This window comes from Pseudomonas sp. GW823-FHT02C02 (assembly GCF_058797635.1).
Map to the genome: position 1 here is coordinate 1 of NZ_JBXAJV010000032.1, position 22,787 is coordinate 22,787.

Annotated in this window: 22 protein-coding genes; 14 read left to right on the forward strand and 8 right to left on the reverse strand. The window is 54.6% G+C overall.

Annotated features, from left to right (window positions below):
• The first annotated feature begins 356 nt into the window (after nucleotides 1-356).
• On the forward strand, nucleotides 357-770 hold the full coding sequence (flgB, locus tag AC1ROI_RS33445) for a flagellar basal body rod protein FlgB (RefSeq protein ID WP_102595265.1): 414 nt from the start codon (nucleotides 357-359) through the stop codon (nucleotides 768-770).
• 117 nt (nucleotides 771-887) lie between these two features.
• On the opposite strand, the gene AC1ROI_RS33450 is transcribed toward flgB, so the two are convergent.
• Nucleotides 888-1,088 (reverse strand): heavy-metal-associated domain-containing protein, encoded by a 201-nt coding sequence (locus AC1ROI_RS33450; RefSeq protein WP_102595266.1) that lies wholly within the window; start codon nucleotides 1,086-1,088, stop codon nucleotides 888-890.
• A 400-nt stretch (nucleotides 1,089-1,488) separates the two neighbouring features.
• Here AC1ROI_RS33450 and AC1ROI_RS33455 point away from each other — a divergent pair, with 400 nt between their 5' ends.
• From AC1ROI_RS33455 to AC1ROI_RS33465, 3 genes are all read left to right on the forward strand, one after another.
• Complete coding sequence (locus tag AC1ROI_RS33455; protein ID WP_102595267.1) at nucleotides 1,489-2,433, forward strand: chromate resistance protein ChrB domain-containing protein; 945 nt, start codon at nucleotides 1,489-1,491, stop codon at nucleotides 2,431-2,433.
• Complete coding sequence (gene chrA / locus AC1ROI_RS33460; protein ID WP_102595268.1) at nucleotides 2,426-3,784, forward strand: chromate efflux transporter; 1,359 nt, start codon at nucleotides 2,426-2,428, stop codon at nucleotides 3,782-3,784. The genes AC1ROI_RS33455 and chrA overlap by 8 nt, the downstream gene beginning before the upstream one ends.
• An 83-nt stretch (nucleotides 3,785-3,867) precedes the next feature.
• Complete coding sequence (locus AC1ROI_RS33465; RefSeq protein WP_102595269.1) at nucleotides 3,868-4,320, forward strand: chromate resistance protein ChrB domain-containing protein; 453 nt, start codon at nucleotides 3,868-3,870, stop codon at nucleotides 4,318-4,320.
• A 48-nt stretch (nucleotides 4,321-4,368) separates the two neighbouring features.
• Here the strand turns inward: AC1ROI_RS33465 and AC1ROI_RS33470 are convergent, their stop codons facing one another.
• The 3 genes from AC1ROI_RS33470 to AC1ROI_RS33480 all read right to left on the reverse strand — a co-directional run bounded on the left by AC1ROI_RS33470 (nucleotide 4,369) and on the right by AC1ROI_RS33480 (nucleotide 6,077).
• A complete protein-coding gene (locus AC1ROI_RS33470; RefSeq protein WP_228758831.1) occupies nucleotides 4,369-4,521 on the reverse strand; it encodes a YHYH domain-containing protein in 153 nt (50 codons plus the stop codon).
• 112 nt (nucleotides 4,522-4,633) lie between these two features.
• Nucleotides 4,634-5,770 carry a nickel/cobalt efflux protein RcnA gene (locus AC1ROI_RS33475; RefSeq protein ID WP_102595270.1) on the reverse strand — a complete coding sequence of 379 codons (1,137 nt, stop codon included), beginning with the start codon at nucleotides 5,768-5,770 and terminating at the stop codon, nucleotides 4,634-4,636.
• Between the two features lie 7 nt (nucleotides 5,771-5,777).
• Nucleotides 5,778-6,077 carry a metal-sensing transcriptional repressor gene (locus AC1ROI_RS33480; protein ID WP_069557030.1) on the reverse strand — a complete coding sequence of 100 codons (300 nt, stop codon included), beginning with the start codon at nucleotides 6,075-6,077 and terminating at the stop codon, nucleotides 5,778-5,780.
• A gap of 514 nt (nucleotides 6,078-6,591) precedes the next feature.
• Between AC1ROI_RS33480 and AC1ROI_RS33485 the strand changes: the two genes are divergently transcribed.
• On the forward strand, nucleotides 6,592-7,329 hold the full coding sequence (locus tag AC1ROI_RS33485; protein ID WP_102595272.1) for a HupE/UreJ family protein: 738 nt from the start codon (nucleotides 6,592-6,594) through the stop codon (nucleotides 7,327-7,329).
• Nucleotides 7,330-7,341: 12 nt separating this feature from the next.
• A complete protein-coding gene (locus AC1ROI_RS33490) occupies nucleotides 7,342-7,983 on the forward strand; it encodes a transmembrane anchor protein (RefSeq protein ID WP_102595273.1) in 642 nt (213 codons plus the stop codon).
• Between the two features lie 447 nt (nucleotides 7,984-8,430).
• Here the strand turns inward: AC1ROI_RS33490 and AC1ROI_RS33495 are convergent, their stop codons facing one another.
• The 4 genes from AC1ROI_RS33495 to AC1ROI_RS33510 all read right to left on the reverse strand — a co-directional run bounded on the left by AC1ROI_RS33495 (nucleotide 8,431) and on the right by AC1ROI_RS33510 (nucleotide 12,187).
• The gene (locus tag AC1ROI_RS33495) at nucleotides 8,431-10,788 is read right to left on the reverse strand and encodes a heavy metal translocating P-type ATPase (RefSeq protein ID WP_102595274.1); all 2,358 of its coding nucleotides are present in this window, start codon (nucleotides 10,786-10,788) and stop codon (nucleotides 8,431-8,433) included.
• 2 nt (nucleotides 10,789-10,790) lie between these two features.
• On the reverse strand, nucleotides 10,791-11,042 hold the full coding sequence (locus tag AC1ROI_RS33500) for a DUF2933 domain-containing protein (RefSeq protein WP_102595275.1): 252 nt from the start codon (nucleotides 11,040-11,042) through the stop codon (nucleotides 10,791-10,793).
• A gap of 93 nt (nucleotides 11,043-11,135) precedes the next feature.
• Nucleotides 11,136-11,672, reverse strand: coding sequence for a cupredoxin domain-containing protein (locus tag AC1ROI_RS33505; RefSeq protein WP_102595287.1), 537 nt, complete (start codon nucleotides 11,670-11,672; stop codon nucleotides 11,136-11,138).
• A gap of 161 nt (nucleotides 11,673-11,833) precedes the next feature.
• On the reverse strand, nucleotides 11,834-12,187 hold the full coding sequence (locus AC1ROI_RS33510) for a co-regulatory protein PtrA N-terminal domain-containing protein (RefSeq protein WP_102595276.1): 354 nt from the start codon (nucleotides 12,185-12,187) through the stop codon (nucleotides 11,834-11,836).
• Between the two features lie 205 nt (nucleotides 12,188-12,392).
• Between AC1ROI_RS33510 and AC1ROI_RS33515 the strand changes: the two genes are divergently transcribed.
• The 8 genes from AC1ROI_RS33515 to AC1ROI_RS33550 all read left to right on the forward strand — a co-directional run bounded on the left by AC1ROI_RS33515 (nucleotide 12,393) and on the right by AC1ROI_RS33550 (nucleotide 22,555).
• A complete protein-coding gene (locus AC1ROI_RS33515; protein ID WP_024078225.1) occupies nucleotides 12,393-13,082 on the forward strand; it encodes a heavy metal response regulator transcription factor in 690 nt (229 codons plus the stop codon).
• Entirely contained in the window at nucleotides 13,079-14,467 is a 1,389-nt protein-coding gene (locus AC1ROI_RS33520) for a heavy metal sensor histidine kinase (RefSeq protein WP_102595277.1), read from the forward strand. Before AC1ROI_RS33515 ends, AC1ROI_RS33520 begins: the two co-directional genes overlap by 4 nt.
• Nucleotides 14,468-14,836: 369 nt before the next feature.
• Complete coding sequence (gene copC, locus AC1ROI_RS33525) at nucleotides 14,837-15,220, forward strand: copper homeostasis periplasmic binding protein CopC (protein WP_019821291.1); 384 nt, start codon at nucleotides 14,837-14,839, stop codon at nucleotides 15,218-15,220.
• A gap of 3 nt (nucleotides 15,221-15,223) precedes the next feature.
• On the forward strand, nucleotides 15,224-16,162 hold the full coding sequence (copD, locus tag AC1ROI_RS33530) for a copper homeostasis membrane protein CopD (protein WP_102595278.1): 939 nt from the start codon (nucleotides 15,224-15,226) through the stop codon (nucleotides 16,160-16,162).
• Nucleotides 16,163-16,236: 74 nt separating this feature from the next.
• Nucleotides 16,237-16,578 (forward strand): hypothetical protein, encoded by a 342-nt coding sequence (locus AC1ROI_RS33535; RefSeq protein WP_102595279.1) that lies wholly within the window; start codon nucleotides 16,237-16,239, stop codon nucleotides 16,576-16,578.
• Between the two features lie 99 nt (nucleotides 16,579-16,677).
• Complete coding sequence (locus AC1ROI_RS33540; RefSeq protein ID WP_102595280.1) at nucleotides 16,678-17,934, forward strand: TolC family protein; 1,257 nt, start codon at nucleotides 16,678-16,680, stop codon at nucleotides 17,932-17,934.
• The gene (locus tag AC1ROI_RS33545; RefSeq protein WP_102595281.1) at nucleotides 17,931-19,415 is read left to right on the forward strand and encodes an efflux RND transporter periplasmic adaptor subunit; all 1,485 of its coding nucleotides are present in this window, start codon (nucleotides 17,931-17,933) and stop codon (nucleotides 19,413-19,415) included. Before AC1ROI_RS33540 ends, AC1ROI_RS33545 begins: the two co-directional genes overlap by 4 nt.
• Nucleotides 19,412-22,555: an efflux RND transporter permease subunit gene (locus AC1ROI_RS33550; protein WP_102595282.1), complete on the forward strand. Its 3,144-nt coding sequence runs from the start codon at nucleotides 19,412-19,414 to the stop codon at nucleotides 22,553-22,555. The genes AC1ROI_RS33545 and AC1ROI_RS33550 overlap by 4 nt, the downstream gene beginning before the upstream one ends.
• The last annotated feature ends 232 nt before the right edge of the window (nucleotides 22,556-22,787 follow it).

Consider the following 22,787-nt stretch of genomic DNA (forward strand, 5'->3'; position numbering starts at 1 on the left):
CGAGTGAAATCGAGCAGCTGCTTCCGCATAAGTGGCAGCCGGTTTAATCACGCAAGACGTGTTGCCCGGACGCATACAGGAAGCTTAGGCCAATATTACAGTTGTGTCAGGTTGCGATATTTCTCTTGAGGAATACGCTATTTAATCCGTAAGGTTTCGATCTTCCAACGTTACACCCCTATTTATTGAGTATCAGTTGAGGTGCCTACCATTGTAAGTATCCGATAGCTTTCAAGGTGCAGACGTTTTTTTTAGTTTCTGCACCGGAACTGCAAATGTGAGCCTGGATGCACCGCGTCAACACTTAAGTGTTCGATGCTCATGGAAAATAACAACGCTACTGAGAGTGATTGAGTGTGAGTATTAATTTTGAGAAAGCGCTTGGCCCCGCAGCAAGAGCGTTAATTTATCGTAGTCAAAGAGCTGAAATTCTGAGTAACAATATTGCAAACGCTGATACGCCGAACTTCAAGGCCCGAGACTTAGATTTTTCTACTGTGCTTGCAAGCCAGACAAAAGAAACTCCTGCTACTCCGTTTTCTTTGAAGACAACAAATGTAAAACACATAACAGGACAAGAATCAGCAAGTGATATTTACGGAGGTGCTTTGCTTTACGGCACACCGGCTCAACCTGCCATTGATCAAAATACTGTCGATCAGCAGGTTGAGATCGCAAAGTACACAGAAAATGGAATACGTTTCGACGCCGCTTTTACTAGGTTGAATGGAGCATTCAAAGGTTTGCTAAAAGCTCTCCGAGGTGATTAGTAGCGCAAGGGCTTGCGAGTGGTAATTGTGGCCGACGTGGCTGCTTCGGTACTCCCTGAGGGTTAACCAAGGGGAGCCCCTGTATACGGGGCTCTGACCATGGAAAGGTGCCAGCATTCAAGCGCTGATCTGGGAAGGAAAACCTAACACCTCGACAGCTTTACGAATCTGCTCTGGGCTTTCGCTGCTTTCAACACTCACCTTACCGGCTGACCGATCCACGGAAACAGTAGCTTCGTTGTCCAGTGACTGAATCGCTTTGGTGATTTTGCTGACGCAACTGCCGCAACCAATGCCTGATACATCTAAGACGAACATGGTTATTCCTCTCATGCTGAGCGGTCTCTTTTCACCGCACCGACAGCATCAACGTTGACACGATGGTAAGGTCAACAGTTATCTGTTTCGAGTTGCGAGCGTCAATGATGGGTAATTGCACAGACTTGACCACCGGTTTGCATTTGGCCTGACCAACCATTTGCATCGTATTCGACCAGTACGCTGCCGGCAGAGAACGGCCAAAACTGAACGCTCATCCCGAACGTCTGAAGCTTGAGAGCCTCACTGACAAGGCCACCTCGCACAGCACATATTGACCCTGCGTTCGCCCCCGCTTTCCCGTTGGTCTCGCCAAAACCCTAGCTCTGAATGGAGGCTTTCCAAACGCTCAGACCAAGAGTACTGTAATAATTACTACATAATAAATATCTTACTCTACATGAAAAATTGGCTAGCTCTGATTCTCGGTTTACCCACTGCCAATGCCACTGAGCGCATGCGGGCCTGGCGTGCTTTGAAAGCATCAGGTGCGGCGGTTTTGCGCGATGGTGCCTATTTGTTGCCTGACACCAATGTCTGTCGTGAAGCCTTGGCGTCTGTCGAACGCGACATCCTTTCCATCAATGGCACTGCTTACATCCTGCCGGTGGTCGATCCGCAGGGTGAGCGTTTTGTCAACTTGTTCGATCGTAGCGATGACTACAGCAAGCTACGCGTAGAGATCGAAGAATGCCGTGGGCAACTCAACCCTGAAAACGCATTGGCCACCACCAAACAGATTCGCAAGCTGCGCAAAACCTACGATCAGCTTTCCAGCATCGATTACTTCCCTGGCAAGCCGAAGCAGCAGATTGACTCAGCCTTGCAGGAGCTTGAGACGGCAGTCAGCAGAGCGTTATCTGTGGATGAACCCCATAGCCGCGACCAGCTCATAACGGCACTCAATCGTGGCGACTATCAAGGTCGTGTCTGGGCGACACGTAAGCGTCCATGGGTTGATCGCCTGGCGTGTGCCTGGTTGATTAGTCGCTTCATCGACCCCAAAGCCCGGATCCTCTGGCTTAACAGCCCAACAGACTGCCCAGCAGATGCCTTGGGTTTCGATTTCGATGAAGCAACCTTCAGTCATGTCGGCAACTGCGTGACCTTCGAAACCCTGCAAGCCAGTTTTGAGCTCCAAGAGCCCGGCCTAAACCGTATCGCGGCCTTGGTGCACTACCTCGATATCGGTGGCATTGCGCCGGTGGAGGCTGCCGGCATCGAGCGTTTGCTGGCTGGGCTGCGCGAAACCATTACCCACGACGACCATCTGCTGGCAGCCGCAAGTGCCATCTTCGATGGCCTGCTCGCCGGGTTCATGAAGGAGGAACAACCCAATGAATAAGTTTGTGGCCCCAGAGATTGAAGAAGAGCTGTCGAGACCGGAAGCAATCAGTTTGCGTGAGGCATTCTGGTTCTGGCTGAAGCTCGGCTTCATCAGTTTCGGCGGGCCAGCGGGACAGATTTCAATCATGCACCAGGAACTGGTAGAACAGCGGCGCTGGATTTCCGAGCGGCGGTTTCTGCATGCCCTCAACTACTGCATGCTACTCCCGGGGCCAGAGGCTCAGCAGTTGGCTACCTACATTGGCTGGTTGATGCATCGAACCTGGGGCGGAGTTATTGCCGGTGCACTGTTTGTACTTCCCTCACTGTTCATCCTTATTGCTTTATCGTGGATGTATATCGCCTTCGGCGACGTGCCCGTGGTGGCTGGGCTCTTCTATGGGATCAAACCCGCCGTGACCGCCATCGTAGTGCAGGCGGCACACAGGATCGGCTCAAGGGCGTTGAAGAATAATTGGCTGTGGGCAATAGCGGCGGCATCATTTACAGCGATCTTTGCGTTCAATGTTCCTTTCCCGCTGATCGTCTTAGCGGCCGCGATAATCGGGTATTTCGGAGGGCGTCTGGCGCCCGAGAAGTTTCGAGCAGGGGGCCACAGCGCCGCCAAAAAGTCCTTCGGCCCAGCCTTGATCGATGATGACACTCCATCCCCGGAGCATGCTCGGTTCAGCTGGTTGAAATTAGCATCACTCGCACTTATCGGCGCGACATTGTGGGCATTGCCGATGGGGATTTTGACCGTCCTCTTTGGTTGGGGTGGCACCCTGACTCAAATGAGCTGGTTCTTTACCAAGGCCGCGTTGCTGACCTTTGGCGGAGCCTACGCTGTGCTCCCGTATGTCTATCAAGGCGCGGTTGGTCACTATGGCTGGCTAACTCCGACCCAGATGATCGACGGGCTGGCTCTAGGGGAAACCACGCCAGGGCCGCTGATCATGGTGGTGGCCTTCGTCGGCTTTGTCGGGGCCTATGTCTCGCAGGTGTTCGGTGCCGATCAAATGTTTCTGGCCGGGGCTGTCGCCGCCTCCCTGGTGACATGGTTCACCTTCCTGCCCTCGTTCCTGTTCATCCTCGCTGGTGGCCCGCTGGTGGAGTCAACCCACAACGAACTCAAGTTCACTGCACCGCTAACTGCCATTACAGCGGCAGTGGTTGGAGTAATCCTCAATTTAGCGTGTTTCTTCGGTTATCACGTGCTGTGGCCGAAAGGCTTCAGCGGCAATCTCGACTGGCCCTCAGCCCTGATCGCCATTGCAGCGGCAATTGCCTTGTTCCGCTTCAAGCGGGGCGTTATTCAGGTGCTGATGGCCTGCGCACTCGTCGGATTGGCAGTACATATGATGCGCTAGACCGCGAGAGTGGATTAACAATTTCTGACGGGCACTGGGTCCGCCAGATCACCCAGCCTACCGAGCTAGGCAGGAGGTGTTCCATGAGGTGGATTACCCGTGAACGACCGAAGATCGACCGCATCGCCTGTCCTTGGTTGATCGCTCGTTTTATCGATCCCCAACCCGAGTTTTTATACGTCCCCAGTGGTGATGTGCTGCGGCTAGCGGCGGAGCAAGACGCTGCGCCCTACGACATTCCCGGCGTAGAACTTACCCATGAAGGCGAACTGTGCAGTTTCGATGCGTTTCTGAAAAAGTACCAGCTCAGTGAACCAGCCTTGCAGCACTTGGCCAAGATCGTACGCGGCGCTGATACCTCTCGCCTGGATCTGACTCCGCAATCAGCTGGGTTGTATGCCATCTCACTGGGACTGTCGCAGCGATATTCCGACGATCATGAAATGCTTTCGCATGGACTGATCCTGTACGACGCACTCTATGCATGGTGCAAGGAGTGCCAAGGTGAATCGCATAACTGGCCTCCACAAATGTGAGAAAGCCAGCTTGCATCAAAGCCCAGCCTCAAGCTGGGCTTTTGCCGTTTAGTGGCAGTGGTAGTCGTTCGTTTTATGGTTGCGATGGCAACCTTTTGAATCAGTACCGCCGCTGTGCGCGAAGGCAGCAACGGAAGTAATCGAAAGTAAAGTGGCGATCAAAATGGCAGACAGTTTCATCAGGGCTTGCTCCATGCTCATGTTTTTATATCCGTGAGACCTCTCACGCTTCGCAGCGTATGGCTAATTGCCTTCACTGGGCAAGCGACTTCCTTACAACGTAGCTGGTGAGTTCAAACACTCGGACGTCGCCTTATGCGTTCAGGCCAATCCAGCCATGGAAACCTACGTACAGACCAACACCGATGATCAACACGCTGGAAAGGTACGGTGCACGACGAGCCACGGTGCCCAGCCACGGCCAGCGGTTGGAAGCCTGTTTAGCACCAATGGCCGCAGCAGTCCCCACCGCCACCAAGGTAATCGCCAAGCCGATGCTGAAGCACAGGACGAGCATGCCACCCAGCGCCACTTCTTTAACCTGAAGGCACAGCAGTAGGACGGTAATGGCGGCAGGGCACGGAATCAGACCGCCAGTCAGACCAAACATGATGATCTGACCCGTGGTGACCTCGCGGTTGGTGAAGCGTTTACGGATATCGTTGGCATGTGCACGTTCGTGCGCATCCTGATAGCCATCAATCGACAACTCCAAGCCTTCCAGCTCGGAATGCGCATGCCCATGGTCATGCTCCTGGTACTCCAGATCGTAATCATGGGAGTGACCCGCATGCCCAAGACTCAAGCGAGCACTAAATTCATGAGGCTCTGGAATATCGACCTTCGATTCCAGGAAGCCTTCGCGCTCGACGAATGAAAACGTTTGAGTGCTGCCGTCTGGACGGGTAGTAGTGAGACGAACGTCTGAAGCAGGCCACGCATGCCCGGTCAACGCCTTCAAGCGCCAGTGCGGTGACATGCCCTCTTCAAAGATCGACAGTTCCATGCGCCCGTGACCGGTATCGATCCGATGAGTTTCATCATGGTGACCATGGTCATGCTCGCAGTGATGGTGATCATCACCTTGCTCGAACTTGAACATCTGCTCACCGCGCCAGGTACGCCACAGCATCCAAAGCGCAATCACGATGATCAAGGCGGAGGACGCGAGCTGGAAGTAAGGCTCTGTGGTCTCGGCATCCAGACCTTGCCCTAGATACATGCCGCCGATGGCGACCAACCACACCACAGCGGTGTGTGAAAGCGTCGCGGCCAAGCCCAACAACACGGCCTGTTTGACCGAGCCACGGATGGCGACGATGAAGGCAGCCATCATGGTTTTTGAATGGCCAGGTTCCAGGCCATGCAAGGCCCCGAGCAGAATAGCGCTCGGGAAATACAGCCAGGCGTGAGCCCCGCCTTGTTGTAGCAGTTCAGCGAAGTTGGGCATGTCAGACCTAGAGGTACTTGGTGATTTGCTTGAAGGCTTCCAGTGGTGCGCGCTCACCATTGTTCAACGCCGAGACGGTGTCCTCTAGGCAGTGATCGATGTGATCCTGAATAAGGGTGCGCTTGGCTTGGCACACCGCTTTTTCAACCGCATGCAGCTGCTGGGCGATGTCCACGCACTGACGTCCCTCTTCGATCATGGTGATGATGCCGCGTAAATGGCCATCCGCTCGTTTGAGGCGCTTGATGATCGCCTCATGACTTTGGTGGGTGTGGGGATGGCTGTGTTCGTGTTCGTGCTCACTCATGACTTGAGCCTCAGGCCTCAATGAATTACGCTGGCATCCTATCCTCCCTAGGGGGATATGGTCAAACGCATCAAAGCCCTACTAAACGAGTTGAAACCCGAACGCTATGTTCAGCAGGACACTGACAACGACAGTGGTAATCGCACTTGCTCTCGCCATGTTTGTGGCCTGGGCCGGGCATACCTATACGTTGTCAGTCACGTCGAAACAGCCAGCCTGGGAGATTGCGCAAGACACCCATCACTCCCATGAACAGCAAGCTGAAATGTCGTGTGCGAGCTGCTCGGATCACTATCACTCCCCGTTGACCCCTGACCATCAACACGAAACGCCACAGCTCACCTCGGCATTGAATTTGGCTACGCAGCCGAAGATCTCTATGCGGGTCGACGCGCAGCGCTATTCCGTTCCCCGCCCGCCGATATTCTTGATCGAGCGGCCACCTCGTCCTTCGTTCGCAGCCTGACCATGGCCGCGCAAGCGGCCCACTATCACTGCAACGTAGGATTTATCCATGCATTCGCACTCGATGAGCGGCGTTGACGCATTTACTGCGCCTTCGCGTCGCCTGCTACTGCTGCTGTTTTTATTTGTCGCGTCACTTTTCCTCGCAATACCTGAGGCTATGGCTCATGCCGTCGCCGAAGGTGATAAGGGGTTCATCCAGGAAAGCTCAGGCGTCATGTTGCTGCCCTTCATCTACATGGGCGCCAAGCACATGATGACGGGATACGACCACCTGCTGTTTCTGTTCGGGGTGATCTTCTTCCTCTACCGCCTGAAAGATGTGGGGCTCTACGTCACGCTTTTCGCCGTAGGCCACTCGATCACGCTGCTGCTGGGTGTGCTGACTGAGGTCAGCATCAGCTCTTACATCATCGACGCCATCATCGGTTTCTCGGTGGTTTACAAGGCGCTCGATAACCTCGGCGCATTCCAGCGTTGGTTCGGCTTCCAACCCAACACCAAGGTGGCCACGCTGATCTTCGGCCTGCTCCATGGTTTCGGTCTGGCCACCAAGATTCAGGAGTACGAGATCTCGCCTGAAGGCCTGATTCCGAACCTGATCGCCTTCAATGTTGGTGTCGAGATCGGCCAATTGCTGGCCCTCAGCGCGATTCTCATTCTGATGGGGTACTGGCGGCGCACCGGCAGTTTCTGGCGCCACGCCTATACCGCCAACGTCGCCATGATGAGTGCCGGTTTCCTCCTGATGGGTTACCAGATCACCGGCCTGTTTATCTCCGCGTAAGGAATTCTGACCATGTTCAATACTCCGCTTCCAACTGTTAATGAATTGCCTAGCACTCGCAAACTGGTGCGTTCGACTGTCATTGCACTGCTGACAGCGGTCGGCCTGCTGGTGACTGTTGTCATGCCTTCGGAATACGCCGTTGATCCAACGGGTGTGGGCCGAGCACTGGGGCTGACCCAGATGGGCGAACTGAAGATCATCCTTGCCCAAGAGGCGTTGGCGGATGCAGCGCCGCCGCAAGCAGTAGCTCCAGCTCCAGCTCCGCAGATTGTGCAAATCCAACCTGCTGCATTACCTGCGATCCACCCAGCGGCGGCACCTGCCCCAGCTTTTAAGACCAATCAAATGACCGTCACGCTCAAACCTGGTGAAGGGACAGAAATCAAACTGGAAGTGCTGAAGAGCAAGACTGTCAGCTATGAATGGACAGCGGCTGGTGGGCCTGTGAACTACGACACCCATGGCGAGCCGTACAACGGTGGAAAGGGTTACTTCCACAGCTACAACAAGGGCAAGCAGGTCAAAAGTGATAAAGGTGAATTCACCGCCATTTTTGACGGCACCCACGGATGGTTTTGGCGTAATCGCAGCAATAACGACGTAACCATTTCACTGAAGACGAGCGGTGACTACCTGAGCGTCAAACAGTGATCCGAAACAGCGCTGGCTGTTCTACTGCCTAAAACGCGGGGTTCAGCCTGTCCACAGACTATTTGTTTCATCCATTTTTTGAAGAGTAATCCCATGAAACTCCCAATCACTCTGACTCGTTCAATGCTGCTGATTTGCTTCCTGGGCTTGATGACGGCATGTGGCGGTGGTGAGAAAGGCGCAACCTCTGAGAGCGCTGAGCACGGACATTCGCACGAGTAACACTCTAAAAAACAAGGCCGCGATTGCGGCCTCGTTTTTTCTGCAAGACGAAAAGTTCTAACCTCATATCTCGAAAACAAATGACGGCTATGGGTCGTTATGAGCCCCTCAGCTTTGATGTCTGGTTGGTCAAATCCTCTGCAATCGGTGGTCAGTCAAATGCAAATGACTGGTCAGGTCGTATGCAAACGCATGGCAAGTGCGCTGCAATTTCGCAATTGAAGCTCAGTCAATTCGAGTATTCCTCAGTCTCAATGCATTGAAAACTACAGACGCAGAACTGACGCTCATGGCTATGGCAGCGATCATTGGCGACAAGAGGTGTCCCGTCAGTGGATAGAGCAAGCCTGCGGCAAGGGGGATACCCATCGAGTTGTAAAGAAAGGCGAAACCCAAGTTTTGCCGCATGTTTTTTACTGTTGCGACCGAAAGAGCCCTTGCTCGTAAAATCCCCATCAGGTCGCCTTTTACCAGCGTGAGTTGCGCGCTATTCATCGCAACGTCAGTCCCTGTCCCCATGGCAATGCCCACATCTGCTCGCGCCAGGGCCGGAGCATCGTTGATACCGTCACCAGCCATGGCGACCTTCCGGCCGTATTGCTGGAGGTCTGCGACCAGACGCTCCTTGTCCTGAGGTTTCACTTCACCGTGGACTTCTTCAATCCCCATCTCCCTGGCGACAGCCCGAGCGGTGGTGAGCCCGTCGCCAGTAGCCATGATGATTTTGATGTCATCAGCCTTGAGCTTGGTGACTGCTTCTTTGGAGGTCGGCTTAATTGGATCTGATACTGCCAACAACCCTGCCAATACCCCGTCGACTGCGAGGTAGATGATGCTGATGCCGTCAAGTCGCAACAACTCTGCACGCTCTTGTAGGGGCTTGGTGTTTACGCCTGCGGCTTCCATCAGAGCGGTGTTTCCCAGCTGGATCTTCTTGCCATCAACGATGCCACTGACCCCGATACCTGAACCAGACTCAAAGGATTCTGGCTTGGTGAGCTTAATGTTCTCGGTTCGGGCGTGATCGACGATTGCATGAGCCAAGGGATGTTCGCTGCCCTGATCAAGGCTGGCAGCCAGCTGAAGAACATCGTGGGGATTGAAACTGGGTGTGGCCTCCACACTGTGAAACACTGGCCGTCCCTCTGTCAGGGTGCCTGTCTTATCGACAATCAGCGTGTCGATCTTGCAAAGGTTTTCGATGGCACTGGCATCCCTGAACAGCACACCCATGCTGGCTGCTTTACCCGTCGAAACCATGATCGACATGGGCGTAGCAAGACCTAGCGCACAGGGACAAGCGATGATCAGCACAGCAACAGCGTTGATCAGACCAAACACCCAACTGGGCTCAGGGCCAAAAAGCCCCCAGCCGACTAATGTCAGTATCGCAATCGCGATAACACCCATCACAAAGTAGCCAGCAATAGAGTCGGCCATTCGTTGCATTGGTGCTTTGGAGCGCTGAGCCCGAGCGACCATCTGTACGATTTGTGACAGCATGGTCTCGGCGCCGACCTTCTGCGCCTCCATTACCAAGCTGCCATGTGTATTCAGCGTGGCGCCGATCAGGCTATCTCCAGCTCTCTTCATTACCGGCACTGGCTCACCAGTGAGCATGGACTCATCCACTGCACTTTCACCCTCCAGTACTGAGCCATCAACTGGCACCTTTTCACCAGGCCTGACCCGCAGATGGTCTCCAAGGTGGACATGGGTGAGAGGAATGTCTTCTTCCTGTCCATCGGCATTGATCCGGCGTGCGGTCTTGGGCGATAGACCGAGAAGAGACTTAATGGCGGCGGAGGTTTGCGATCGGGCTTTGAGCTCAAGAATCTGCCCAAGCAAGGTGAGCGAGATGATGACCGCGGCGGCTTCGAAGTAGACGCCGATACGTCCATCTTGCATGAAGGTGGCGGGAAAGCTTTGGGGTAAGAGCGTTGCCATGACGCTGTACAGGTAGGCTGCGGCGGTACCCAAACCAATCAAAGTCCACATGTTTGGACTGCGATTTCTAATAGAGGCTATGCCCCTTACAAAAAAGGGCCAACCTGCCCATAAGGTCACCGGTGTCGCCAGAGCGAGCTCGATCCAGTTTTGGATCGAGCCGTGGAGGAGTTGTAACGAGTGTCCCGCCATGGCGAGCACGGTCACTATCACGGTTAATGGTAGCGACCACCAAAAGCGGCGGGCGAAATCCCGGAGTTCAGGATTTTCTTCTTCATCGAGCGCGGGCATGACCGGCTCTAATGTCATGCCACATTTAGGGCAGTTGCCGGGTCCGGGTTGGCGTATTTCCGGGTGCATCGGACAGGTAAACTCAGTGCCTGTTTGTACCGCAGACTCTGAAGTGGTGACGCGGGACTCGGCGCTCGAAACATTACCGCCGTAGCGTTCAGGATCAGCTCGAAACTTCTCCTGGCATTTCAGGCTACAAAATCGATACGTCTGTCCCTGATAAGACTCACCGAATTTACTTGATGAAGTGACTGCCATTCCGCACACCGGGTCACGTAGATCATCGTCATTGAGCGGAGCAGCATGGGCGTGACTGTGGTCGTGGTGGCTCGATATGGTAGGCATGGCTATTTCCCTTTTTCGTCCTTGTGGGTTGCTGCCTGATCGCCATGGCTATGTCCGCCATGTCCATGTCCAAAAAAGTGCATCAATGGACAGATCAACAGAATCAGATATGGCCAAAATGGATAAACGTGGCTGAAATGCTCCCGCAAAACGTAAAAGGCACCAATCGCAATGAGCATGATCAGTACAACGCCTGTTTTGCGCCTCCAAAATGGTGCGGTGGTGTTTCCATCCGGATGCTGATGGTTATTCATGATCTAAACCCCACGGTGTGAGCGTTGCTGTGATCTCTGCGACAGAGCGTAGCCAACTCTTGCGTCGAAGCGGTGTTAGCAGCCAGCTCTGGATTATTTCAGGTCAAACTGACCGACCATCCCTGACTGATAATGCCCCGGCACGTTGCAGCCAAACTGAAGCCCAGTGCTGTTGTTGAAGGTCCAGATCAGCTCTTTGGTTGTGCCAGGCTCAATCAGGACGCTGTTCGGGTCGTTGTGCTCCATTCCGACCATCTTCATTCCACCCATGGTGTGGCCCATACCGCTCATCGTTTTCCCGGTACCGGTGGGGTTAAGCGTTCCGTTCTGGAACATGCTTGCCATTTCTTTTTGGTGTGCTGCATGAGCAGCGGCTTTGCCGATGTTGAACTCGTGCAGCAGCGCCCCCTCATTGCGAAGGACAAATCGAATAGTTTCACCAGGCTTTACATCGATGCTTTCAGGTTTGAAGAAAATATCGCCCATCTCGACCTCCACCGTACGAGTAACCTCAGAGGCAACTCCAGGCTGGCCGATGTCCTCTTTCCCATGCCCTGCGCTGGCCATAGCCGTAGCACCGAAGAGTAGAGTGATTGCTGCGATGACAGGGGTAACGAGCTTAGCTTTCATAGTGACCTCGAGAGTAAGAGTGGGAGCATTGGCTATGCTAAAGACACGGAGCTGCCAGTTAACTGACCTGAACACTACATTTCTGTCAGTTTTCGAAATAAATACGGCGTCCAGATGACGCCGCATTCAAAAAGACTGTTCAAAAGCTCTCAACGAGTTGCTCACTGGTGGTTCTCTGAAAGCATCAGCTTGTGCTCACGTTGCATTTGGCTCAAAACGTCATCGACAATTTTGTCGTGCTTTTCCATCCAGGCTAGGTGCTGCTGGGGTGACATTGAGGCGTCGGGATGATCGTTATGGAGCTCCTTCATAAGATCGCCGAGCATTTTCATGTGCTCTGCCATGTGCACATGGCGTTGGCCCGCTGGGGCTTTTTCGGCTTGAATCAGAGCGGCTTCCGCTTTATTACGCATACTTTCCATGCGCTCCATCACTCGGTCTCCGCCCTCTGCAGCCCATACAGAAGCTGAGACGAGTATCGAGCTCACAAAAAACAGCATTTTCAGGCGATTCATGGGGCAACTCCTTATGGAATTGTTTTCCGGCTCCCAAACGTTTCATGCTGAAGAGTCGGTCGAGCACCAGGAAGTACTCATGCTTGAACCCTAGACAGCGCTTGCTGACATCTACCTGAAGCCAATATTACTTTTCTGTCAGTTGCTGGTTGGCTGCCGGTTTTCGTTGCAGACTCCGCTTCACCATTATCTGAGAACGACCCTCATGAGACTTCTTGTCGCTGAAGACGAACCAAAAATAGGTATCTATTTGCAGCAAGGACTCACCGAGGCGGGGTTCAATGTTGATCGCTTTACTAATGGCAAAGTGGCGCTTCAGCACGCTTTGAGCGAGGCCTATGATCTGCTGATTCTCGACGTCATGATGCCCGGGCTGGATGGTTGGGAAGTGCTTCAGAAGGTTCGTGCATCGGGGAAAGACGTTCCCGTGCTCTTTCTCACGGCGCGAGACCGTGTTGAGGATCGAGTAAAAGGACTTGAACTCGGAGCAGATGATTACCTGATTAAACCCTTCGCATTTTCTGAATTGCTGGCCCGTGTCAGAACGTTGCTGCGTCGGGGTAACGGCGCTCCCTCGCAAACCTACATGAAATTGGCTGATCTGGAGGTGGACCTGCTCAAGCGTCGGGCCATTCGTGGAGGCAAGCGCATAGACCTTACGGCCAAAGAGTTTGCGTTGCTTGAGCTGTTGCTACGACGTCGAGGAGAGGTGCTGCCAAAGTCTCTTATCGCCTCCCAGGTTTGGGATATGAACTTCGACAGCGATACCAACGTTATCGAGGTTGCAGTGAGAAGGTTGAGGGCCAAGATAGATGACGACTTTGAGGTCAAGTTGATTCATACCTCAAGGGGAATGGGTTACATGCTTGATGCACCTGATTCGGAGTCGGAATGAACCGAATGTCCCTGACGACCCGCATGAGTCTGATGTTCATGCTCGCGGTAACGGCCGTGCTCACGGTCGCCGGACTCAGTTTCAATAACCTCAGCCGGCATCATTTTAAGATGCTGGATCAGCAGGCATTGAACGAAAAGCTCCACTCGACCCAGAAAATTTTGTCCGGGTTGAACAGCATCGATCAATTCAGCGAATTTAAGCCTGAGCTGGAGGCGCTGCTGGGGGCTCACCGTGATTTGACTGCCCTAATAATCGATGGTGACGGCAAGCTGCTGTTTGCTGATCCCGGTCCTGTAGATATTCCGAAGGAATTCCGCACAACCACAAACAACAACGTCTGGGAGTGGCGGGAGCAAGAGCAGATGTTCCGTGGCGTGACAGCACAAGCCGTGGTGACGGGGCAAGACAAGCCGTTGACCGTTATTTTGATCTTTGACGTTACTCAGCATATGTCCTTTTTCGAGACGCTTGAGCGCTGGTTTTGGATAGGGTTGGTGATCAGCGCATTGGTCAGTGCTGCACTCGGCTGGATGGTAGCAAGCAGTGGCATGCGGCCTATTCGCCAGGTCACGCGGGTCGCTGCCTCAATGTCAGCAAAATCACTCAAAGAGCGCATCCCCTTAGCACCCGTTCCCAAAGAACTTCAGCAAATGGTGCTGTCGTTTAACGCAATGTTGTCCAGGCTCGACGATGCATTTGTCCGGTTATCAAACTTTTCCGCAGACATTGCCCACGAACTACGGACCCCCGTGAGCAACTTGATGACCCACACCGAAGTGGTGCTTTCAAGAAAAAGGAATATTGAGGACTACGAAGACAACCTGTACTCAAATCTTGATGACTTGAAGCGTATGAGTCGGATGATTGATGACATGCTATTTCTGGCGAAATCTGACAATGGTCTGATCACCCACGAGAACAAACCAATAGACCTGGTGGAAGTCGTGGAGAAATTGCTTGAGTACTACCGCCTTTTGGCTGATGAGCGAGGGATTGAACTCAAGGTTTCAGGACGGGGCAGCGTCCGAGGCGATGTCCTTATGCTCCACAGAGCCATTTCTAACCTGCTCTCTAACGCGCTTCGCTACACCTCTGAAGGGAAGACGATCAGTGTCGAAATCCTCCAGAAGGAGATGTCGGTATTGGTCGTCGTGGAGAACCACGGAGAACCCATTGCCCCCGAACATCTTGAAAAGCTTTTCGATCGTTTTTATCGCGTGGACCCAGCGCGGCGAGAAGGGAGTCCAAGCAACGCAGGGCTAGGTCTGTCGATTACCCGATCAATTATTGAGGCGCATGATGGCAAAATCTGGTGTACGTCACGTGACGGGAAAACGGCCTTTCATCTAGAGTTTCCTAGTGTTGACTTGAAGGTCAGCTGATCAACGGCGCATTTGTGATCAACGGCGATCTCTCAGCCTGCGCCCAGCGTCCACTTTCGTTATTTTTGAATGAGTGAGAACCCTAGTATCTGGGGCACGCGGTCTCGTCTTTAAGTCTCGCTACGCCCGCCAATTCGAGGCCAAACACCGCGTCAAGCTGACTGAAATGTAATCGAACAGTTTGCGTTCGTGTGGCATCGTGTTCTTGCACTGTGACGTTGGGGCCTAGTGAGTTTCTCGTGTTCAACCTGACCTAGAACACGGAGGCTACTAGCTAATAATCAGTGGTTTTAACAAGAATCGAAAAGTAAAAATTAGATATTCCCAAACAAACCTCGAATCAACAGCTCTTGCTGTGAGGAGTCTTGCATGTCATTCCTTAAAACTACGACCGTAGCTGTTGCACTTACCGCTGGTTTGCTTCTGAGTGCAGTTGCTCAAGCACATCCAAAGCTCCTTTCTTCCACTCCGGCAGAAGGCTCGAATGCGGCGGCCCCTTCGAAAATTGAACTGCACTTTTCTGAGAATCTCACCACTCAGTTTTCCGGTGCAAAACTGATCATGACCGATATGCCTGGCATGCCGAACTCCCCAATGGGTGTTAAGGCCGCCGTCGCTGGTGGCGGTGATCCGAAAACGATGGTGATTACACCGGCAGCACCTCTGACCACCGGTACCTACAAAGTCGAATGGCGTGCTGTCTCCTCGGACACTCACCCGATCACCGGCAACTTCTCATTTAAAGTGAAATGATTTATGAGCGACTCAATAAATATTGTGGTTCGCTTTGCTCTTTATTTCGACCTGATGTTGTTATTCGGATTGGCAATTTTCGGCTTGTACAGCCTCAGGGGAAAGGAAAGAGTATCGGGCACAGTCTTGAATTTTGAGTCGCTTCTTTACGGTACTTCTGTTGCAGGTGTAGCTCTATCCCTTGTCGCCATGTTGTTGCTTGCGAAAGCAATGAGCGGTGTGTCGGAGCTTATGGAGCTACATCACCATATTTTTGAAATGGTCCTCATGGGGACCGACGTCGGGTTGACCTGGATGGTCCGAATAGCTGTCTTGGTGATGGCAATTATTGGCGTCGCGTTGAATAAGCGATTTCCGACACCCAGTCTCTGGATCGTCACCGTATGCGGAGCGATTGCGTTGGCGACGTTGGCATGGACAGGGCACGGCGCCATGGATGAAGGCAGCCGACGCTACTGGCATTTCATCACCGATATATTCCATCTTTTAGCCGCCGGTGGCTGGTTGGGTGCTCTATTGGCATTCGCTCTACTGCTGCGGTTGAAATCGCTGAAGGGCGAGGAGGAAGCACGAATTCTTGCCCGCGTGCTGACTGGCTTTGAGTCGGCCGGCGGTGTGATTGTTGCGATCATAAGCGTAACGGGAGTCGTGAATTACCTTTTCATCGTCGGTCCAAACCTTGATGAGGTCATGCTGAGTACCTATGGTCAGCTGCTGTTTTTGAAGATCCTGCTCTTTGCCGGAATGATCGTTTTAGCCACACTGAACCGCTTTCACTTAAGCCCTCAGTTGGAGCGCTCAGTTCGCAATGGTCAATACTCTGTAGCGGTTAATGCCTTGCGCCGCAGCATGAAATTCGAATTCCTGATGGCAATCCTCATCATCTGTCTTGTCGCATGGTTAGGCACTTTAAGTCCGGAAATGGAAATGAGCGCGGAATAGAGGTTGGTGACAGCCGACTAAGGAGTCTAGAAGGTGAATTGTAAGGGCCATTTCCACCGGCTACACTCCAGCCCATGAAACGCTACCTACGGTTTTGCCTGATTTTCCTGATTAGCCTGGCGCTCCCCCTCAGCGGGATGGCGGGTGTTCAGGCGCCGACTGAGCCCTGCCCCATGAAAACCATGGGCATGGCGATGATGGACGGCATGGAGCAAGACTGCTGCCAGGACATGAAAAGTCCCACCGAGCACGGCAAACCCTGTAAGTCAGGTCAGGAGTGCAAGACTGGTGGCATGCTGCAAGTCTCCATCATCAAGCCTCCTATCACCTTATCCAGCCCCCTCGTACTGTCCTTCTCCCTAGACTCCCATCCAGTACAAACCCCGTCAGGGGTATGGCGACCGCCCCGCACTTGATTCCTGTACCACACTGAGCCTCATTCCGCGTTAGCGGGATGGCATATCTGCGTGCATGTCTGATGAAGCGCGCAGTGGATCATCACAGGAATCGTGAACATGAACTCCAAGTGCTATTGCACAGGGTGGTCCCTCGTGGCCGGCCTGGCGGCAAGCGTACTGGCATTGCCGAGTCTCGCTGCCGCATTGACACTCGATGAAGCTTTGCAGCTGGCTGAAAACAATGCGCCGTCGCTGACTGCACAAGACGCGAAAATTCAGGCTGCCAGTAGTGCGGCCATCCCCGCTGGTGAACTACCCGATCCCAAGTTGCTGCTAGGCGTACAGAACTACCCCATTGGGGGGCCGGATCGCTGGAGCATCGACCAGGACTTCATGACTATGCGAATGGTCGGAGTCAGTCAGGAGATGCCCAACAGCGCCAAGCGCAAAGCCCGAATCGAGGTCGCTGATGCGGCCATTGACCGCGCCGCCGCTGAGCGCCGGGTCGAACGTCTAAAGGTTCGTCAGGCCACGGCGTTGGCCTGGATCAACAGCTACTCGGTTGAGCGTAAAGACACGCTGTTTCAGGACTTCTACAAAGAAAACCGTCTGCTGGCCGATACCGTCCGGGCACAAATTGCCGGCGGCCGCGCTCAACCTGCTGATGCAGTAACGCCCAAACAGGAAGCGGCACAACTGGAAGAGCAGCAGGACGATCTGATTCGTCAGAGAGCGCAGGCCCGAGCTGCCCTGAAGCGCTGGATTGGACCAGCCGCCAATGGCAAACCTGTGGGCAGCTTGCCTGAATGGCCTGTCGAAGCCTCTGACTACTCTCATAAGCTGCAACATCACCCAGAATTGGCAGCTTTTGCGCCAATGACCCGCGAAGCGCAAGCCAAGGTCCGTGAAGCCGAAGCGGAAAAACAGTCGGATTGGAGCTGGGAAGTCGACTATCAGAATCGCGGCCGACAGTTCGGCGACATGGTCAGCGTGCAATTTTCATGGGATCTACCGCTGTTTCCTGACTCTCGGCAAAACCCAAAAATTGCGGCCAAGCACGCTGAACTCAACCAGCTTGAAGCTGAGCGTGAAGCCCTTTCACGCGAGCACACCCAGCAACTGGAGGACGAGCTGGCCGACTATGAACGCTTGAATCGTACCGTACATCGAACCCAGGACAGTCTGCTGCCCTTGGCCAAGGAGAAGGTCGAGCTCAGCATGGCCAGCTACCGCGCCGGCAAAGGCGATTTGAGCTCCGTCGTGGCCGCTCGGCGCGAGCTCATCGAAGCCCGCCTCAAACAAATTGACGTGGAAGAGCAGCGAGCGCTGACCAGTGCGCGTCTGTATTTTGCTTACGGGGAGTCCAGCCAATGAACCTTAGAAAGTGGAACGGGGCATTGCTGGTAGGCCTCTCGCTGGTATTGGGTGTTGCCGGTGGTTACTGGTTCGCTCAGCAGGGCATGAGCGAAGTACCTGGTGCAGCCCCGGAGCAGAGCCTCCCCTCTCTGGACGAACGCAAAGTGCTGTATTGGTACGACCCGATGTCCCCGCAGCAAAAGTTCGATAAACCGGGTAAGTCGCCCTTCATGGACATGCAGTTGGTCCCTCAGTACGCCGACATCAAAGGGGACAGCGCAGCCGTTCGCATTGATCCAAGCCTGACTCAGAATCTCGGTGTGCGACTGGCTACCGTCAGTCGAGGTGTGTTTGCTTCGAGTCTGGACGTTGTCGGTGTGTTGGCTTTCAACGAGCGGGACGTCGCCGTCATTCAAGCCCGTACAGCGGGTTTCGTCGAGCGCGTGTATGCCCATGCTCCTGGCGACGTGATCAAAGCCAATGCCGCCATGGCAGATATCCTTGTACCTGAGTGGGCTGCGGCTCAGGAGGAGTTTCTTGCACTCAAGCGCAGTGGCGATGCGGGCTTGCTGGCAGCGGCTCGCCAGCGCTTGCGGCTCACCGGGATGCCGGCGGCATCAATTGCTCAAGTAGAGCGTAGTGGCAAAGTCCAACCAAACCTGACCCTCACCAGCCCTATTAGTGGCGTGCTGCAAGAGCTCAATGTACGCGAGGGTATGACGGTGGCCGCCGGCGAGACACTGGCACGCGTTAATGGTTTGAGTAGCGTCTGGTTGGCCCTGGCCGTTCCGGAGACTGAATCTGGATCGATCCTCATGGGGCAAGCGGCAGAGGCGCGTTTGCCCGCGTTCCCTGGGGTTGTGCTCAAGGGCGTCGTCAGCGCGATTCTTCCGGAAACCAATCCGGATAGCCGCACCCTTCGCGTACGCGTCGAGTTACCTAACCCAGAAGGCCGTCTCAGGCCGGGTATGACCGCACGAGTGAGCCTCAATCATTCAACGGAGCAAAGTGTGTTGTGGGTACCGAGCGAGGCCGTCATTCGCACCGGTCGACGTGCTCTGGTGATGCTCGCTGAAGACGCTGGCCGCTATCGTCCTGTTGAAGTGTTGATCGGGCAGGAAAACGATGGCAAGACGGCGATCTTGAAAGGTCTGGAAGAAGGCCAGAAGGTGGTTACCTCTGGCCAGTTCCTGCTCGACTCGGAGGCCAGTCTTAAGGGCATCGTTGCAAACTCAGAGGAACAGTCACCAACCAACGCAACAGCCTCCAGTTTTCATGAGGCGGATGGGCAAATCGTTGAGATCAACGACAAAGAAGTCACACTCGCCCATGGCCCCTTCAAAACGCTGGGCATGCCTGGCATGACGATGACGTTCCCGCTCGCCAATCCGGCTCTGATGCAGGGCCTCAAAACGGGCGACAAGGTCCGGATTGCAGTGAGTCAAACCGACGATGGCTTGCGTGTTGAGCGTCTAGAGAAATCAGGGGGCCAGCTATGATTGCTGCCCTGATTCGTTGGTCAGTAGCCAACCGATTCCTGGTGCTACTGGCGACAATGTTTGTCACGGCTTGGGGCATCTGGTCGGTGCAGAGCACGCCCATTGATGCGCTGCCGGATCTCTCCGATGTTCAGGTGATCATCCGCACCCCGTATCCGGGACAGGCACCGCAGATTGTCGAGAACCAGGTGACCTATCCGTTGGCCACCACCATGCTTTCGGTGCCTGGCGCCAAGACCGTGCGCGGCTACTCCTTCTTTGGTGACAGCTTTGTCTATGTGCTGTTCGAAGACGGTACTGACTTGTATTGGGCCCGCTCGCGGGTGTTGGAGTACCTGAGCCAAATACAAAGTCGCTTGCCGGCCAGCGCCAAACCGGCGTTGGGGCCAGATGCGACAGGCGTTGGCTGGATTTTCCAGTACGCGCTGGTAGATCGCAGTGGCGGACACGATCTGGCGCAACTTCGTGCACTTCAGGACTGGTTCCTCAAGTTCGAACTCAAGACTCTGCCCAACGTTGCCGAGGTGGCCACCGTGGGTGGGATGGTCAAGCAGTACCAGGTGCAGCTTGATCCACTCAAATTGGCCAGCCTCGGTATCACGCAGGCCGAGGTGACCGAAGCGATCGGCAAGGCCAATCAGGAAACCGGTGGCGCCGTCCTGGAAATGGCAGAGACCGAGTTCATTGTGCGGGCTTCCGGCTACTTGAAAACGCTCAATGATTTTCGGGCGATCCCACTCAAGCTGGGATCGGGCGGTGTGCCGGTGACCCTTGGCGATGTCGCCACGATCCAGTTGGGTCCGGAAATGCGACGTGGAATCACCGAGCTCGACGGCGAAGGCGAGACGGTTGGCGGTGTGGTAATTCTGCGCAGCGGCAAGAACGCTCGCGAAACCATTGCGGCGGTCAAGACCAAACTCGACGAGTTGAAAAGCAGCTTGCCGGCGGGGGTGGAAATCGTCACCACCTACGACCGCAGCAAGCTGATCGACCGCGCTGTGGAAAATCTCAGCCACAAGCTAATCGAAGAGTTCATCGTCGTCGCGTTGGTGTGTGGCATCTTCCTCTGGCACCTGCGTTCATCTCTGGTGGCGATCATTTCGCTGCCGGTGGGGGTGCTGATCGCCTTCATCGTCATGCGCTATCAAGGGATCAACGCCAACATCATGTCCCTGGGCGGGATTGCCATCGCCATCGGTGCCATGGTCGACGCTGCCGTGGTGATGATTGAAAACGCGCACAAGAAGGTTGAGGCCTGGCACGTGGCCAATCCTGGGGAGGAACTGAAAGGTGAACGTCATTGGCACGTGATGACTGAAGCGGCAGCGGAGGTAGGACCAGCACTGTTCTTCTGTTTGTTGATCATCACTCTGTCGTTCATTCCGGTGTTCACTCTGCAAGCGCAAGAGGGGCGGCTATTCGGCCCGCTGGCTTTCACCAAGACCTACGCCATGGCCGCAGCGGCGGGATTGTCAGTGACCTTGGTGCCGGTGTTGATGGGCTACTGGATTCGGGGACGAATTCCCAGTGAACAACAGAACCCGTTGAACCGGTGGTTGATTCGGATCTACCAGCCGGCTCTGGATGCAGTCTTGCGACGACCGAAGATCACGCTGCTGGTCGCGTTGCTGGTTTTTATCAGCGCACTATGGCCAATGTCGCGCTTGGGTGGCGAGTTTCTTCCGCCTTTGGACGAGGGCGACCTGCTCTATATGCCTTCGGCTCTGCCGGGATTGTCGGCGCAGAAAGCGGCGCAACTGCTGCAACAGACCGACCGCCTGATCAAGACCGTGCCGGAGGTCGAACATGTCTTTGGTAAAGCCGGTCGTGCTGAAACTGCCACCGACCCGGCGCCGTTGGAGATGTTCGAAACCACCATCCAGTTCAAGCCACAGGAGCAATGGCGCCCAGGCATGACCCAGGAAAAGTTGGTGGAAGAACTGGATCGAGTGGTACGAGTCCCTGGGCTGACGAATATCTGGATACCACCGATTCGCAACCGTATCGACATGCTGGCTACGGGGATCAAGAGTCCCATCGGAGTGAAAGTTGCCGGCACCAACCTGACGGAGATCGATGCCGCGACTCAGGCGGTCGAGCGAGTGGCCAAGGAGGTACCCGGTGTCAGTTCGGCTCTGGCCGAGCGACTGACCGGTGGTCGCTATATCGATGTAGATATCGACCGCAAAGCCGCTGCTCGTTACGGGCTGAATATCGCCGATGTGCAGTCCATCGTGGCCGGCGCTATCGGCGGTGAAAACGTCGGCGAGACCATTGAAGGGCTCGCACGCTTCCCGATCAACGTGCGTTACCCACGGGAGTGGCGTGATTCGCTCGGTGCCTTGGAGCAATTGCCGATCTATACCCCGCTAGGGAGCCAGATCACCCTCGGCACAGTGGCGAAGGTCAAAGTCACGGACGGTCCGCCGATGCTCAAGAGCGAGAACGCACGACCTTCGGGCTGGGTGTACATCGACGTGCGTGACCGGGACATTGCCTCGGTAGTCGCCGATCTACGCAGGGTGGTCAACGAGCAGGTCAAGTTGCAGCCTGGCATGAGCCTGAGCTACTCGGGACAGTTCGAGTTTCTCGAAAGGGCCAACGCACGACTCAAACTGGTGGTGCCTGCCACGCTGTTGATCATCTTCGTGTTGCTGTACCTGACTTTTGCTCGCTTCGATGAGGCCTTGCTGATCATGGCCACTCTGCCATTCGCACTGACTGGCGGGGCATGGTTCCTCTATCTGTTGGGGTTCAACCTGTCAGTCGCCACCGGGGTCGGCTTTATCGCTTTGGCCGGTGTTTCTGCCGAATTTGGCGTGATCATGCTGCTCTACCTGAAAAATGCCTGGGCCGAGCGTCAAGACCTCGGTGACAACACAGAACGCGGGTTGATGGCCGCGATTCGTGAAGGCGCTGTGCAGCGCGTTCGACCCAAGGCCATGACCGTTGCGGTGGTTATCGCTGGTTTGTTACCAATACTTTTGGGAAGCGGTACCGGCAGCGAGGTGATGAGCCGCATTGCCGCCCCGATGATTGGAGGTATGGTTACGGCGCCCTTGCTATCGCTGTTTGTGATCCCGGCGGCCTATCACCTCATGCGTCGTCGACACTTGTCCGTTGAGCCTGGCAAGCACTGACGCGTAAAAATGCATACAAAAGGGGCTGCGCTTGCAGCCTCGTTTGAGCTGCACAGCCCGTTTTCATCAGTCCTACGCGCGGTATGTATCGAAATTAGCAAGTTTATGTCTTTTGCATATACTCGCTAATTTCGATACATACGCTGTGGTCAGTGCCATTACCCACCAGCACTTGCCAGAAAAACGAACGCTGCGACCACTCCGTTTCGATGAGCCACAAACAGCATCCTGC

Coding starts and splice junctions, on each gene's coding strand:
- AC1ROI_RS33500 (WP_102595275.1), bottom strand. CDS start 11,042: ATGAATAACCATCAGCATCCGGATGGAAACACCACCGCACCATTTTGG.
- AC1ROI_RS33465 (WP_102595269.1), top strand. CDS start 3,868: ATGAGGTGGATTACCCGTGAACGACCGAAGATCGACCGCATCGCCTGT.
- AC1ROI_RS33550 (WP_102595282.1), top strand. CDS start 19,412: ATGATTGCTGCCCTGATTCGTTGGTCAGTAGCCAACCGATTCCTGGTG.
- copD (WP_102595278.1), top strand. CDS start 15,224: ATGAGCGACTCAATAAATATTGTGGTTCGCTTTGCTCTTTATTTCGAC.
- AC1ROI_RS33515 (WP_024078225.1), top strand. CDS start 12,393: ATGAGACTTCTTGTCGCTGAAGACGAACCAAAAATAGGTATCTATTTG.
- AC1ROI_RS33545 (WP_102595281.1), top strand. CDS start 17,931: ATGAACCTTAGAAAGTGGAACGGGGCATTGCTGGTAGGCCTCTCGCTG.
- AC1ROI_RS33505 (WP_102595287.1), bottom strand. CDS start 11,672: ATGAAAGCTAAGCTCGTTACCCCTGTCATCGCAGCAATCACTCTACTC.
- AC1ROI_RS33475 (WP_102595270.1), bottom strand. CDS start 5,770: ATGCCCAACTTCGCTGAACTGCTACAACAAGGCGGGGCTCACGCCTGG.
- copC (WP_019821291.1), top strand. CDS start 14,837: ATGTCATTCCTTAAAACTACGACCGTAGCTGTTGCACTTACCGCTGGT.
- AC1ROI_RS33540 (WP_102595280.1), top strand. CDS start 16,678: ATGAACTCCAAGTGCTATTGCACAGGGTGGTCCCTCGTGGCCGGCCTG.
- AC1ROI_RS33485 (WP_102595272.1), top strand. CDS start 6,592: ATGCATTCGCACTCGATGAGCGGCGTTGACGCATTTACTGCGCCTTCG.
- AC1ROI_RS33470 (WP_228758831.1), bottom strand. CDS start 4,521: ATGAGCATGGAGCAAGCCCTGATGAAACTGTCTGCCATTTTGATCGCC.
- AC1ROI_RS33495 (WP_102595274.1), bottom strand. CDS start 10,788: ATGCCTACCATATCGAGCCACCACGACCACAGTCACGCCCATGCTGCT.
- AC1ROI_RS33535 (WP_102595279.1), top strand. CDS start 16,237: ATGAAACGCTACCTACGGTTTTGCCTGATTTTCCTGATTAGCCTGGCG.
- AC1ROI_RS33480 (WP_069557030.1), bottom strand. CDS start 6,077: ATGAGTGAGCACGAACACGAACACAGCCATCCCCACACCCACCAAAGT.
- AC1ROI_RS33455 (WP_102595267.1), top strand. CDS start 1,489: ATGAAAAATTGGCTAGCTCTGATTCTCGGTTTACCCACTGCCAATGCC.
- AC1ROI_RS33510 (WP_102595276.1), bottom strand. CDS start 12,187: ATGAATCGCCTGAAAATGCTGTTTTTTGTGAGCTCGATACTCGTCTCA.
- AC1ROI_RS33450 (WP_102595266.1), bottom strand. CDS start 1,088: ATGTTCGTCTTAGATGTATCAGGCATTGGTTGCGGCAGTTGCGTCAGC.
- chrA (WP_102595268.1), top strand. CDS start 2,426: ATGAATAAGTTTGTGGCCCCAGAGATTGAAGAAGAGCTGTCGAGACCG.
- AC1ROI_RS33520 (WP_102595277.1), top strand. CDS start 13,079: ATGAACCGAATGTCCCTGACGACCCGCATGAGTCTGATGTTCATGCTC.
- AC1ROI_RS33490 (WP_102595273.1), top strand. CDS start 7,342: ATGTTCAATACTCCGCTTCCAACTGTTAATGAATTGCCTAGCACTCGC.